Annotated in this window: 14 protein-coding genes and 1 pseudogene; 12 read left to right on the top strand and 3 right to left on the bottom strand. The window is 67.0% G+C overall.

The annotated features are described in order from the left end of the window. The first annotated feature begins 333 nt into the window (after nucleotides 1–333). The 10 genes from OHA81_RS32820 (at nucleotide 334) to OHA81_RS32775 (ending at nucleotide 7,736) form a co-directional block, all read left to right on the top strand. Complete coding sequence (locus OHA81_RS32820; RefSeq protein WP_329202803.1) at nucleotides 334–951, top strand: hypothetical protein; 618 nt, start codon at nucleotides 334–336, stop codon at nucleotides 949–951. Nucleotides 952–1,168: 217 nt separating this feature from the next. Beyond that, nucleotides 1,169–1,558 carry a hypothetical protein gene (locus OHA81_RS32815; protein ID WP_329202802.1) on the top strand — a complete coding sequence of 130 codons (390 nt, stop codon included), beginning with the start codon at nucleotides 1,169–1,171 and terminating at the stop codon, nucleotides 1,556–1,558. Nucleotides 1,559–1,822: 264 nt separating this feature from the next. After that, nucleotides 1,823–1,993: a hypothetical protein gene (locus OHA81_RS32810; protein ID WP_329202800.1), complete on the top strand. Its 171-nt coding sequence runs from the start codon at nucleotides 1,823–1,825 to the stop codon at nucleotides 1,991–1,993. Between the two features lie 265 nt (nucleotides 1,994–2,258). Then, entirely contained in the window at nucleotides 2,259–2,555 is a 297-nt protein-coding gene (locus OHA81_RS32805; protein WP_329202798.1) for a hypothetical protein, read from the top strand. A 91-nt stretch (nucleotides 2,556–2,646) separates the two neighbouring features. Further along, on the top strand, nucleotides 2,647–2,847 hold the full coding sequence (locus tag OHA81_RS32800) for a hypothetical protein (RefSeq protein WP_329202796.1): 201 nt from the start codon (nucleotides 2,647–2,649) through the stop codon (nucleotides 2,845–2,847). Then, on the top strand, nucleotides 2,844–3,260 hold the full coding sequence (locus OHA81_RS32795) for a hypothetical protein (RefSeq protein ID WP_329202794.1): 417 nt from the start codon (nucleotides 2,844–2,846) through the stop codon (nucleotides 3,258–3,260). Before OHA81_RS32800 ends, OHA81_RS32795 begins: the two co-directional genes overlap by 4 nt. Before the next feature lie 68 nt (nucleotides 3,261–3,328). Further along, nucleotides 3,329–3,511 carry a hypothetical protein gene (locus OHA81_RS32790; RefSeq protein ID WP_329202792.1) on the top strand — a complete coding sequence of 61 codons (183 nt, stop codon included), beginning with the start codon at nucleotides 3,329–3,331 and terminating at the stop codon, nucleotides 3,509–3,511. A gap of 13 nt (nucleotides 3,512–3,524) precedes the next feature. Next, nucleotides 3,525–4,055 (top strand): NUDIX hydrolase, encoded by a 531-nt coding sequence (locus OHA81_RS32785; protein ID WP_329202790.1) that lies wholly within the window; start codon nucleotides 3,525–3,527, stop codon nucleotides 4,053–4,055. A gap of 1,267 nt (nucleotides 4,056–5,322) precedes the next feature. Next, the gene (locus OHA81_RS32780; RefSeq protein WP_329202788.1) at nucleotides 5,323–6,522 is read left to right on the top strand and encodes a ParA family protein; all 1,200 of its coding nucleotides are present in this window, start codon (nucleotides 5,323–5,325) and stop codon (nucleotides 6,520–6,522) included. After that, the gene (locus OHA81_RS32775) at nucleotides 6,519–7,736 is read left to right on the top strand and encodes a ParB/RepB/Spo0J family partition protein (RefSeq protein ID WP_329202786.1); all 1,218 of its coding nucleotides are present in this window, start codon (nucleotides 6,519–6,521) and stop codon (nucleotides 7,734–7,736) included. The genes OHA81_RS32780 and OHA81_RS32775 overlap by 4 nt, the downstream gene beginning before the upstream one ends. A 209-nt stretch (nucleotides 7,737–7,945) precedes the next feature. Here OHA81_RS32775 and OHA81_RS32770 read toward each other — a convergent pair whose 3' ends face one another. Together OHA81_RS32770 and OHA81_RS32765 are read right to left on the bottom strand one after the other, a co-directional pair. Further along, nucleotides 7,946–8,881, bottom strand: a complete 936-nt coding sequence (locus tag OHA81_RS32770; protein WP_329203367.1) for a transposase family protein — start codon at nucleotides 8,879–8,881, stop codon at nucleotides 7,946–7,948. Nucleotides 8,882–8,997: 116 nt separating this feature from the next. Further along, nucleotides 8,998–9,767 (bottom strand): annotated as a pseudogene (locus OHA81_RS32765) (transposase). Nucleotides 9,768–10,002: 235 nt separating this feature from the next. On the opposite strand from OHA81_RS32765, the gene OHA81_RS32760 reads away from it, so the two are divergent. Together OHA81_RS32760 and OHA81_RS32755 are read left to right on the top strand one after the other, a co-directional pair. Further along, entirely contained in the window at nucleotides 10,003–10,953 is a 951-nt protein-coding gene (locus OHA81_RS32760; RefSeq protein WP_329202785.1) for a restriction endonuclease, read from the top strand. Continuing rightward, the gene (locus tag OHA81_RS32755) at nucleotides 10,950–11,936 is read left to right on the top strand and encodes a restriction endonuclease (RefSeq protein WP_329202784.1); all 987 of its coding nucleotides are present in this window, start codon (nucleotides 10,950–10,952) and stop codon (nucleotides 11,934–11,936) included. The genes OHA81_RS32760 and OHA81_RS32755 overlap by 4 nt, the downstream gene beginning before the upstream one ends. 347 nt (nucleotides 11,937–12,283) lie before the next feature. On the opposite strand, the gene OHA81_RS32750 is transcribed toward OHA81_RS32755, so the two are convergent. Next, nucleotides 12,284–13,291 (bottom strand): HNH endonuclease, encoded by a 1,008-nt coding sequence (locus OHA81_RS32750; RefSeq protein WP_329202782.1) that lies wholly within the window; start codon nucleotides 13,289–13,291, stop codon nucleotides 12,284–12,286. Nucleotides 13,292–13,321: the final 30 nt, after the last annotated feature.

Below are 13,321 nucleotides of genomic sequence, written 5' to 3'. Positions count from 1 at the left end.
ACTCGTTTATCGCCGCAGGTCCCCGCCTCAACAGGAAGACAACGGCTGCGGAACAAGTGCTCTCCGCCAGTACCGCTCAAGACCCTCGGCTCGTGCCTGGAATGCCACGACGGCACCCCGGCCGACCCCAGCTCCTACTTCGCGCCCCCGGCCAACCACTGGCTTGCCGCCTGACCCCATCCCGGCCTGGGACGAGCCGCCCTTCTAATACTTCGTCGCCCCGGCCGGAATCCGGCCGGGACGAAAGCGCATCGCGGGGCGCCCGCAGCATCGACCAAGGGCTGGGCCGCCCCGCACACCCCACCCGAACATCCCAGATGAGGAGCACCCAGCATGACCGATCGCCTCCGCGCCATTGAGGGCCTCGCCCTGGTCGCCGCCCTGACCGCCGTCTTCGACGGGGTCCACGGCCTCGGGGACCAGTTCGTCCAGAACAGCCACGACGCTTCGACCAAGGGCATGCACGGCTCCCACCTGGTCTACAAGAACGACGGTTCCCCCGTGACGGAGGACCCCTGGCGCCACGGCCCCGAAGGCCGCACCTGCACCGCCAGCGCGTACGGCAGGCGCTCGGTCAGCCGGCACGTCGCCAGCTACTCCACCGTGCAGCTCGCCTCGACCCTCGCGGTCACCCGCACCCTGGGCTACCGCGTTCCCGCGACCGCGCTCCTGACCAGCGCCGCGATCAACGCGGTCACCCACGGAATTCTGGACCGGCGCGACCCGCTGATCTGGCTCGCCGAGAAGGCCGGTAAGGGCGGCTACATCAAGCACGCCACCGTCGTCCGCAAGGCCGGCGGCGAGGGCACCGAGTACCCCAAGGCCGTCCAGGACGTCTCCGGTCCGGGTACCGCGCTGATGGAGCTGGACCAGGCGGCCCACCGCGCGATCGGCGTGGCCGCGGCCCTGGTCACCACCTGGTTCACCCTGCGCAAGGGCGACCGCCGGTGACCCCCGCCGCCCGCACCCGGCTCCAGCGTGTCCGCGCCTCCCAAGCTCGCCCTGCAGTAGATCGGGGACGAGCTGGGCGGTCCGGTCGACGCCGAGCTCCTGGCGGAGACGCTGTTGTTCAATCCGCTGACTAGCCCCGCGACTTCGAGGCCCGATCTTGGGCACCTTCGTTCTCGTCTCCGCAGGCCCCGTTGGACAGCACCACTAGGAGGAACCAGTGTCATACCCGCGACTGCTCACCCCCGAGGAGAAGCTCGCCGACGCGAAGAAGCTGTTGAGCCTTCCGCCTATCGTCGCGATCTGCGGCTCTACCCGCTTCATGACCGAGATGAACGAGGCCGATCTGCGGGAGACCGCAGCCGGGCGGATCGTCGTCAAGCCGGGCTGTGACATGAAGTCGCCGCACGCACTCTGGGCCGATCCTGTCGAGGGCGAGGGGTTGAAGGCTCGGCTTGACGAGCTGCACCGGGCGAAGATTCGGCTCGCCGATGAGGTGCTCGTGGTCGGCGACTACATCGGAGACAGCACCCGAGCCGAAATCGCCTACGCCCGGTCACTGGGCAAGCCCGTGCGGTTCACGCACCCCGAGGTCGACCGTGGCGCCTGACCGCCCGCTGCCATGTCAACAACCAGGGTCGGCAGCCCACCGCACCTGACCGTGTCGCGGTGGCTTCGGCCACCGCCCACTCCACACCCTCAGCAGGCATCTCTTGGAATTGATCACTAGCGCAGGGTTGGACACCAACTCTTCCCCAGTCGGTGCAGCCGGCCTTGCCGCGCACCGCCGCACGGTCCACAACCCGCGCCGTGACTACGGCGACCACCGCATCGGTCCACCTCGGCTTCTGGCCCTTCCGAAGGAGATCCGCTCATGCCCATGTCCCAGACCACCCGCGCCTACTACGCCGCCCACACCCAGGCCCTGCGCGACCACGGCGCGATGAACGCCGCCCGCATCTGGCCGCGCCAGGCCCTGCAGTACACCACCGTCAACGCTCCAAGTTCCTGCCGTTCCCCTCCCGGCTGCCCGACAGGTCGGTAGCCCCGGCCGTCCGCTCCGCCCTTAAGAAGCACACCGTCCACGAGTACGACGTCGCCGCCCGCGACGGCTCCCCGCTGCGCATCGTCTACATCCGCCACGCCCCCGGCACCTGGTCCGGTGGCGAGGACGTGATCGACGTCTACGAGGTCCCGACCGCGCTCGGGTGATGGTCCTCCGTGCCGCCCCGCCCCCTGCCGCCACCGGCCGGGGCCGGGGCAGTCGCGGTGGTCCCTCACCACCGCGAGCACGAGAGGAGCTGGACGTCATGACCAAGGACTACTTCGAGGTGGACGTCCCCATACGGAACACCGAGGGCCTGCGCGGCGTGCACGTCTTCACCGGCCAGGCAGACAGCGACAGCGCCGCCATCAAGGCCGCGCACGAGGTGTACAACGCGGCCCGCGCCGCGGCGGCAGCTGGACGCGAGATCCCCCACGGGCGCCCGGACGGCTGGGGCGCCTGCGGCTACCGGCCCGGCTGGGAGCTCGACTGGCCCGCCGCGAAGGCCGGCCCCTGGAAGAGCCCGTACAGCTGGCTCACCCGCCGGCCCTTCGAGCTGTAGCTCTGCCCCGGGACAGACGCACATCGGCGTCCAAACCAGTTCGCCTGCCCCGGGCCTTCCCTCCCGTACGAGACGAGACGGAGACCCAAGTATGTCCTCCCACCGCGACGTCGACCACGCCCTCGCCTACCCGGAACCGCCGCCCTCGCCGCTCTGGCACCGCCACGGCCCCAAGCCCCGGCCGGTCACCCCCGGCCAGCAGCAGCGCAACTGCGAGCTGCTACTCCGCGCCCAATACACCCCCCGACCCCGCACCCCGCGCACCGCCAAGACCCGGACAGAGGACCGATGATGACCAACCCCCAGACCCACCTCGCCATAGACGGCTACCTCGACGCGATCCCGGCCCCCGGCACCAGCTGGGGCACCGCCACGTTCGACCTGATCCACTCCCCCGGCGACGCGGACCAGCTCATCCCCGACGCCCCGGACACCATGTACGCCTGCACCACCTCCGACCCGCGCATCGCCGACGCGCTGCTGCGCGAGATCCAGCCCGGCGACCTTCTCCGTGTCACCGGCACCGTCCTCCAGCCCGACACCGAAGGCGCCCCGGCCCGGCTCACCGTCGACGCCCTGGAGGTCCTGGACACCGCCCCACTCCCCGTGCTGCACGACCTCGTGATCGAGCGCTGGGGCAACTACGCGAGCGTCTTCGACGCCGACCGCGACGGCGTCCCCGTGTTCACCGTCGATGGGAAGTGAATCGGCGAAGCCGCCAACCCCGACGCCATCAGCGACCTCATGGAGGCCTACGAGAACGGCACCACGCCATGAAGACCATGCTCCCCGCGCAGCGCACCGTCCTGGAGCGGTTCCCCGCCGGCCACCCCCGCGGCTCCTGGCCCGCTGACGAATACGCGGCGGCCCAGCGCGCCCAGGGCACCGACGCCCGCGTCGTGATGGACCTCGCCAGCGACCAGTTCCTCGTCGTCACCGACCCCGCCCACTCCTAACCGAGAGGCGAACATGACCGAGATGAAGCCCGCGACCGTCCAGTACACCGCCGACGTTGTCGTCCTGACCCGCAGTGGCCACGTCCTGCTGGTCGAGCGGGGCTGGCCGCCCTTCGAAGGTGCCTGGGCGCTGCCGGGAGGTTACGTCGAGGCCGGGGAGGCGCCGTACGCGACGGCAGACCGCGAGCTCGCCGAGGAGGTCAGCGTTGAGGTACCGGTCGGCGCCCTGCACCAGATCGGCGTCTGGGACCAGTCCGACCGGGCCCCGTGTGGCACCTTCGTCACCTTCACCTACATGGCCCATCGTCCTCGACGGTACGAAGGCCACCGCGGGGACGACTCCTGCGAAGCCCGCTGGTGGCCGCTGAACGACCTGCCCGGACAGATGGCGTTCGACCACGCCGACATCATTATGTCGGACTCTCAAGCTGCAGATGGCTCCAGGCATCCTGCGGGGGGGAGCGCCAGTACGGAACCCTGGCCTCAGCCCGACATCACCACGCATCGCTCGTTCCCAAAGGATCCAACGAAGCCGGTGCCGTAAGCACCCAGGCATGGACGGGTGAGGGGAGACGGGGTGCTTACGGCGTAAGCACCCCGAGGGGGGATCGGTCGCGTGTCGCGGGTGGTATGTCAGGGCCGAAGAGCGAGTACAGCGCTGCCGAAGTGGGGTGACTCGTGTTCGCGCAGTCCGGCGCGGGATGAGCCAGGGCCGCGACGAGATCGTGCAGCCGCTGGCGCTGTGTGTCGCGGCTTTACTGAACCAGGTGATCCGGCTGCTGCAGAAGGCCGAGCCTGTCCCGTCGTGAAGCGCCCTGACCTTCTGGGACTGGCTCCGTGGCGCTCACAAGGGGCGATAGAGTCGTGACTGCGCTTGGAGGTTGAGAGCTTCAGCGCCAGAGCCGTGGTCAGTCACGCCGACATGTGACCTCGCACGGCCTGACAGATACACCGATCTTCCGCGGCAACCGATCCGGCAGGGCGCAGACGACGAGGCGACCTTGGGGCGAGGGAACCCGAGGAGATTGCTGAGTTGTTGCTGCGTCGGCCAGCAGTGCTCAACCCATCGTCCGCATATGGCGGGCGATGCGAAGCCACCCCTTATTCAGGGCGGCTCGGTTGAGCCTGCCCTCGCGCTCTACCTGGCCGCCTTCCCGCATCGGAAGGAAAACGACCTTGAGCGGGTCGCATGACATGGCTGTCTGGGTAGCCGTAGCCACCCTGTTCTCCGCGCTTGTGGGCGTTGTTACGGGACTGTTCGCCGCGCAGTTGGGGGCAAGCCCGCTTGCCTGCTGGGGTGGGGGAGGTGCTGCGTTTCTGTCGATCGCGACTATCGCCTTGATGGCTATCGGGTTGTTCGTCGCATAGCTCCGAACCCGGGGACAGGAGGCTTTCGTGCGACGTCTCGTTCGGGTCCTTCGTGGGCCAGCACAGGCTCCCGCTCGCCAGGTGGGTTGCTCCAGTTGAGTACAGGGCCGGTCCGGATACTGGCTCGAGGGGCTGGGCAGTTGCCAGGGGTTGGGATGGCCGGTCCAGTTGGTCGACAAGCCTTCGGCGGCCAGCTCGTGGAGGTGGATCCCTCGCCACGCTGATGCTGTCCCGTGTTGGTCCGCCTGGACGGGACAGCCCCCGGCAGCGCCCGGTGCTGTGAGTAGCAGGAGTGTCGGAACGGGTGCTTACGCCGTAAGCACCCGTCTGTCTCCGCCAGCGAGGTCCTTGTTGGCATCTGAGAGGGAACTAACGCAGCTTGGAGGCAAAACACCCCTAACGGAATGTCTGAAATTCTGTATGGCGACAGTATGCTGCCGTGTATGTCATCTCCGAACTCCGGAGGCGAGCGGGAGAAGCTGATCTCCAAGTTGCCCGCCTATCTCCAGCAGGCCCTCAAGGTCCGTGCAGCCCAACTGCAGACGGACATGCAGGACGCCGTCACCGCTGGCATCCACTCCTGGCGCAGCTGCACCGACGAGCTTCCTACCGTCAACACGGCCGGCGCCGCGTCATTCGGCACCTTCCTCCCGGAAGGCCTCTACGACGTCTTCAAGGAAGACTGTCGTACCCGGGGTGTCTCCTACATCCAGGGGCTAGCCCAGTCGGTCGAGCTGTGGCTGACGGAGAATCCCGCTGGCCACGAGGCTCCGCCGACCACGCGACGCATCATCGTCTGCAACCAGAAGGGCGGCGTCGGCAAGACCGCCATCTCGGCGGGCCTCGCCCAGGCACTCGCGGAAGGTGCCATCGATCCCGACGAAGCAATGGCGGCGGCGATCGAAGCGGCGGAGAGCGGTCAGCGTGTCCTGCTGGTCGACTACGACGCACAGGGGCATCTATCCCACCAGCTCGGCCTGAAGGCTATCCCCGCCGGGGAGGAAAGCCTCATTACGCACATGCTCCACCGCGAGCAGGCCAACCTTTCGCTGCTCGACCTGACCGTGGTCATAGAGGGTGCACGGTTCGGCGGTCGGCTTCGGATCCTGCCGGCCGCGTTCGACGCCTTCCTGCTGGACTCCGGACTCACCGTCTTCCGCGGCCCGCGCCACGCCACCCTGGAGAGGGCAATGGCGCCCATCGAGGAGCACTTCGACGTCATCGTCATCGACTCCCCGCCCAGCCTGGGCTTGGCGATGGACGCCGCGCTTTTCTACGGCCGCCAGCGCGACGATGAGGCTCCCGGCGCCTCCGGCCTAGTTATCCCGGTGGAAGCAGAGGACACCTCCGCCCAGGCGTACGGCATGCTCATCCAGCAAACCGATTCCCTGGCCCGCGACTACGACATCGTCATCGAGCAGATCGGTCTGGTCGTCAACAAGTTCGACTCCCGGCGCGGCTATATCGCCACCTCCTCCCTCGACAAGTGGAAGGCCCTCGGTACGCCTCCGGTTCTGGCCGTAGTCCCTGACCTCAAGGAACAGCGCGAGGCAGTACGCAAACAGCGTCCTCTCCTGGACTACTCCCCCGACTGCGATCAGTCCCACGCAATGAGGAAGATCGCCCGGGCGGTGAAGGTATGAGCAAAGCAGACATGTTGGGGGACTCCGCGACCTTCGACGCAGTGACGCAGCCCATGAGCAGTCGGGCCGCTGCGTTCGCCCGGTTCAGCGGACAGGACAACGCTGAGGCGACAGAGCAGCCGACCCGCCCTGCGGAGGGGATGCGGCTCGCGGTCGACTCGCTGGCCCACAATCCGTACAACCCGCGCGAAGAACTCCAGGACATCGAGGACCTTGCCGACAGCCTCGCGGCCCGCGGCCTCATCCAGCCTGTAGCCGTCGTTACCCGGCAGGCCTTTCTGACCGCCCACCCCGACCACGAGCAGAGCATCGGCGACGCCGCGTACGTCGTCGTCGACGGCAACCGGCGACTGGCTGCCGCAGTCATGGCAGGGCTCGACGACCTTCCCGCTCACCTCGACGACTCACTCGCCGAGGATGCCGACACTCTCCTCGAGAACGCTCTCGTGGCGGCAGTCCACAACAAGGACCTGGAACCCATCGAGCAAGCCCGGGCCCTGGAAAAGTTGGTGGCCAAGCACGGCTCCCAGCGCCAGGTCGCGAAGGCTTTGCACAAGTCCTCCGGCTGGGTAACTCAACGGCTCGCCCTGCTGAAGCTCACCCCCGAGCTGCAGCAGGCCGTTGAGGCCAAGACTCTCCCAGTTGAGGTGGCCCGGCAGGTGGGACAGCTGCCGCAGCAACAACAGCACGGGGCAGCCCAAGAGGCCCTCGCGGCCCGTGCCGCCGCCAAGTCGCGTCGTAAAAGCGAGCTGGCATCCAATGAGGGTGCTTACGCCGTAAGCACCCCACCGCAGGATGATCAGGTCCAGGGGACGGAAGCACGTCCTGTCCGAGTAGTGCCCCAGCCCGACGGAGCCGCTGGCGCTCAAGACACAAGCTCGCCCCAGCACCCTGCGGGGGAGCGCCAGGTGCCGGCGCCCGCTGCGGGAGCAGCAGCAGCCGCGGGCGCGACAGTGCTGGATGTGCACGACACTCCGCAGCAGGAGGTCACCACCGCGACCGTCGTACCCTGGCACGACGGCATCGCCGTCATGGACCTGGCTCTCGCAGAGTTGAGCCCAAAGCAGCGATCCCGCCTCCTACACCGCTACATCGAACGCAGCGGCAGCACGGAAGGCCTGCTCGCCGATCTTTCCCGCGGTCTCCCCCAGGAAGGACGCCGCCAGCTCGCGGAGATCCTCGGGCAAGTTGCGGACCGTCTACGTGCGGTGTAGGCGCGCATCTCAGGGGAGGTAGCCCAGCCGCCCATTTGGGAGGCTGGGCTTCTCGCGGCCCACGCCGCTTCGTCAGCCTTCTGGCATCACGGCCGCAGCGAGCGTGGCCCCACAAGCGCATCCAGCCGGGCGAGTGAGGACCTACCGGGACTAACGAGCTCGTGCATGGTTGGCGGTGCGACGTCGAAAGGTGCAGGTAGGCCTGGTGGTCACTGCCGCTGATCGGGCTTGCGGGTGGCGGTCTGCTGGTGGGAGAGCAGGCCGGCGACCGCTTGGATCGTGTCACTCATGTGCTCGCGTCGGCTGTGGTGGCGGGCGAGTGCTCGCCAGTTCTTGAGGTGTGCGATGCCGTGCTCGACCCTGATCCGGCGGGAGGAATGCGCCTTGCGCTGGCGTTCGTAGATCTCCTCGTACCAGTCCGGTGGGTTCTTCTTGAACTTGCGGTGTGGTGGCGTCACCACCTGGCCACCGGTCTGGGCGGCCAGCCCCTGGTAGCCCGCATCGGCCAGGATCTCGACGGGCGGGCCGCCGGCTAGGTTTTTGACCAGGCCTAACTGCCGGGCGTGGGTGATGTCGGCGCAACTTGCGGGCTGGGCTGGACTGCAGAACAGAAGCCTGCCGCTGGCATCGGTGAGGACCATGGCTTTGACGGCGTTCTGCTTGTTCTTGCCGGAGATGAACTTCTCCCGGTCCTTGCGGCCGACAGCGGGCCTGCGGACCCGGATTTCGGTGCCGTCGATGATGCCGGTCTGTCCGCTGGTGCCGAGATGGCCGATGACCTCGGCGAGGGTGCGGAGCCGGATGCCGGCCGCGATGGTGCAGCCGCGTGCCGCGAGTAGGGGCCGCACCTCGCCGATCGCCCGGGTGATGGTGGAGCGGTCGACGTCGAACCAGCAGGCCAGCACATCGTGGGTGGCACCGTGGCGAAGGTGGACGAGTGTGGCCAGGAGGCGGTCGATGAAGACCAGCCGGTGCTTCGCGCCGGCGCCGACGGCCCGCTTCCGTGGCCTGGACTCCAGTCTCGCCTGGTGCCGTTCCTGCCATAGAGGGCCTACCTCGGCGACGAGTTCGGCGATCACCTCGGCCGACAACCCCGTGATCCTCCGGTCGCTGATGATCGCCGCACGCGACCCGTTCCCCACCACACGAACATGATCAGGGATCACGATCCAGCGCCGCACCGCCAACCATGCACGAGCTCGTAAAGGGTGTTGCAGAAGGTCCGGCTTCGGCAGGCCGAAGTGGCGCCTGACCTGGTCTTTCACTGTGTCATGGCGAGGTTGTGCATGGTGGCGACGGCCTGGACGGCGTGGTGGAGGCCGTCTCCTTTTTGGCGGCAGTCGCGGAGGATCTTCCAGTTCTTCATGCGGGCGAAGGTGTGCTCGACGCGGGCCCGGACCCGTCGGTGTTCGGCGTTGTCCTCCTCCTGGCCGCGCAGGAGGGGGCGTCCTGCCCTTCTGCGGTGCGGGACGATCAGGCCGGTTCCCAGGTAGGCGCCGTCCGCGATCACCGTCGTGCCGGCCGCCGCGGCCGGCAGATCCGACTCCCGCCAGACGTGGGCATCGGCCTTGTTCCCCGGCGCCGGCCGGGCGCTCGCGACGACCAGGCGGGTGTCGGCGTCGATGATGACCTGCACGTTCGCCGAGAAGCGGTAGTTGCGGGAGGAGGCGGCGATGGTGCGGTCGCGGACTGGGATGAGGGTGCCGTCCACGATCCACAACCGCTCGACCTCGGCGACCGGCCGCGGGGCCGGCTCCAACGCGAGCAACGGACGCAGCCGCTGGATGACCCTGCAGACGGTGGCCGGGGAGATCCCGAAGAGCGGAGCGAGCTGGCGCATCGTGAGGTTGGTGCGGTAGTACACGGCAACCAGCAGCACCCGGTCCGCCAGCGGCAGGCACCACGGGCGGCCGCCACGGGCCCGTTCCCGCCCCGCTCCCGCACCACCTTCACCAGCTTCGCGAACCGATCCATCCGCAAGCCCGTGAACGTCTCCACCCACACCGACTCAGCCCTCAACACCCCACCCATACAGGGAAAATGCCCGGAGATGAGCCTTCTGCAACACCCTTTAAGCCTCGAACGGGGTTGGCGTTCGAGTGAGGGCGCAGGATGTCCCGTGCACACTCAAACGCATTGAGTTAGGTCCGCCGGCTCCGGCCTTCAGTACGGATTCGGGGCGTACGTCGAACGGGATGTCGGGGATCCCGCTGCAAGCAGCTGGGAAGCTGGCGGTCCTGTCAGTGGCTATGGGTACTCTCACGCGGTGATTATCGACCGTGATGCCAATGTCACGCCGCACCGCTACCAACATGCAGTTGTCCGCAAAGAGATGGGTCGCCTCATCGCACGTGGGGACAAGGACGATCTTCTCGCCTGTTTGCTGTGGACGGGCGAGTGCCGGATAGCCGAGACCATCTGCAAAGCGTGGGAGGACCACGTTGGGTGGCTGCGCAAGGAGAGGGACGAAGCCAAGCACCGCAGTCAAAGTCGCCTGGGCCACTGGGATCAGGTCTCCATCGACTGCCGTGCTGCCGCAAGCGACCTACAGGAGGGTCTGGAGATCGAGCTCGTCGAGGCGAAGCAGGCGCTGGCCGAGGCGACTGTCCTCAGCTCCGAGATCAGCGAGCACTTCGGCCTCAACCTGGAAGCGCGGGCGCAAGCCGAGAAGGCACACGGCTACACCCTCGACACTCTTGCCATTCTGCGTAACCAGCTGGAGCAAGCTCAGTCCCGGCTGGCTGACCTCCTTGCGCATGACCGCAGGCAGCTCCACGATCTCGCCATCACCGAGTCCTTCAAGAGGCGCGCAGAGCGGACGCTCACCCTGGCGCAGATCGACCAGATGTCCGCGACAGCCTTCAGAGAGCTGGTCCAACAACTGCTGGCAACGGATGTCCACCCGGTCGTCACGCCTGTGGGCCGCTCCCTGCTCGCATCACTCGGTAGCGGGCGCCGTATATCGGTCACCGCAAAACACGTACGCAGAAGCCAGGCAGGGGGCCTGCCCAACGATGCGGTAAGCACGTCCGTTGTGCACGAGGCGCACAGGGCGGCTGTCTCTGCAGACGCAGAAGCGATTGTCGTCACCAACGGCACCATCACCCAGCCCGCTCTCCGCTACGCGGCCGCCAACCAGGTACGCCTGATCGACCGCACAAAACTTCAGCGCTGGGCCGAGTGGGGCGAGCCCATGACCCCCACCGGGGCGGCATGATGCACATCAACTGGAAGAGCAGAACAGTCATGCCCGCCTTCGAAGACCTGAGGCTGAAGGAAGCACTGTCACAGTTCGTCAGCGACGCCACCGACGACGATCTCCTCGCGGCCTTTCTCCACATGACCGAAGGCCGCTTCATCGATCAGACTTTCGAGCAGCTCTACGCATTAGAACAAGAGGTGGAAGCCGAACACGACCACTTCTGCCGCTTCGCGGCGGACTTACTCACCCCTACCGGTCGTGACTCTTCGCAGGCCAACATGAAGCTGCGCGAGGCCTTCCGGGCAGAGCTGGTCAACATCAGGGCGGCCGAGAACGAGTTGCTCGAGATCCACGACACGTTGAGGAAGCTCAGCAGCTCGCATCTTGCGAAGCGGCATCATCGCAGCAACCGCGACTGCCACACAGAGATGGATCGCGTGGGGGAGATCATCCACGAGCAGGCCCGGACACGCCGACGTCTGGACGCAGCGGTACGCGGGCACAGGGAGGTCATGCACGAGATCGCCCTAAGAGAAGTTGCCTTCCAGGCCTTTGCCACGACGAGCGACAGCATCAGCAAGCCCGAGTTCGACTCGATGACCCCGATCGAGTTCGAGCAAGCCACCGCGGCTCTAGCCCGCCGCGACGGCCTGATCGTCACCCAGCGCCAAGGCGGCCCCCGAGACCTGGGCGCCGACGTCGTCGCTCACACCCTGGACGGCCGGAAGATCGTCTTTCAGTGCAAGCATCGCCAGCCCGGAGGCCGCCCCGTAGGCTCCCAGGCAATTCAGACGATCAACGGCACGGCTCGCCCTGTGCACAAGGCAGATATCGTCATCGCGATCACGAACACATCCTTCACAGCCCCCGCCCACCAGCTAGCTAAGGCTCAAGACATCCGCCTCGTCTGGGGAGTCGATCTCATCCGCTGGGCCACATGGGGCACGCCCTTGCTGCAGGTCCTCGGACTGCCCGAGCCCGATGTGTGGATTGCGTGACGCGAGCAACGCGGTTGCGGAACCTCTTCGGTGAGCAGGGCTGGCACCCATCCGCTGACCGAATCCAGGCCGACCTGCTGCCAAGGCGCATCCAGGCATCATGTGTTCAAGGCCGATGCCCTCGCACGCCGGGTGACGGTAACCGGCGTCGCGTTCGCCTTCCGTCCGCACCCGACGGTCTACTTGCTGTGGCGTTGGGGGATAAGGAGACCCGGCGGGCGTTCGAGGCCGCGCACGTCGCGCACCCGGCGGACGAAACGATCGGGATTTCGCACGGTGGCGTTGGGGAGCTGTGCCTGGGCGACAGCGACGCAGGGCGTAGCGGGTGATTGCCCAGGTTGTGGCTGTCAGGGTTCGACGATAAACCGGTCCCCCTTGTGGAGGTTGCAGATCCAATGACTTAGCTGGACGTTGCTAAGTGAGTGTTCGCCACCAGCCGTTAGAGGTATTCGATGGTCCAGAGTGGCGCTCCACATGTCAGGCCACGCCCGCTGCGGATCGACGGGGGTACGGCAGATCTGGCAGCACCACTCATCTCGTTCGTAGACAACGAAAGGATCCAATCGCTCGATCGTGCCGTCGATACCCAACTTGCGCATGCGCGCCGCATAGCTGCCTGCCGAGCGAGACTCGCGCTTCAGCCGCTCCGATCTGGAGGCATACGCCGGCGTCCACATCCGGGGCACCGAGTGCCGACCGCATACGTAAGCCGACCAGGTGTACTCCTGGCCGTTGACGTCTACGTCGCGGATGATCTCGCCGTACCAGCGCCACGTGCCCCCCTCAGCCTCGAAGGCTGCGAACGTTTCGAGACGACGGAGCCCCAGGTATGGGCCCAGGATCAGACTGGTCGGCGTCCACGAGGCATCAGTGAGGTAGTAAAACGCCGAGCCGGTCTGCGTATGAATGGCTGCAGCCACGCGACTGAGATCCCAGCGATCCGTGCGGAGTTCACTGGGCAGAACGTGGGAAGGAAGGTCTACCGCCCGGTGCACCGCAGTCATCGACCCATGTCGTTCCACCAGATCTCCGGGCTTCGGGGAGTAGCCGAAGAGCTCGTATGGGAAGGAAGCCTCCGCTGCCAAGGTGCGGAACACCCGAGGTGGCCGTGGAGGCTGCGGATCGGGTGCGAACACAGGCGGCGGGGTGAACTCACCACGCTCGACCTTCCGATTGAACCGACGGTTCAGGTTCAGATTGCAGCGCGGCGAACACACGTGCCGATCACGATGCTTCCAATGCGCGTTAGCCGGTACAGGCTGGTCGCAGACCCGACAAGGCTCACCACCCTTCGCGCGACTCTCAGCCAGAAGCTGCTCATCGCGCCACTCCCAGTACGCGCTGTCATTGCCCATGGTTTCCCCTTGTGTATGTGTCGGTGGGAG

Origin of the sequence: Streptomyces sp. NBC_00667 (genome assembly GCF_036226825.1) — a bacterium.
Lineage (GTDB): Bacteria > Actinomycetota > Actinomycetes > Streptomycetales > Streptomycetaceae > Streptomyces.
This window is presented reverse-complemented; position numbering and strand designations above follow the sequence as displayed.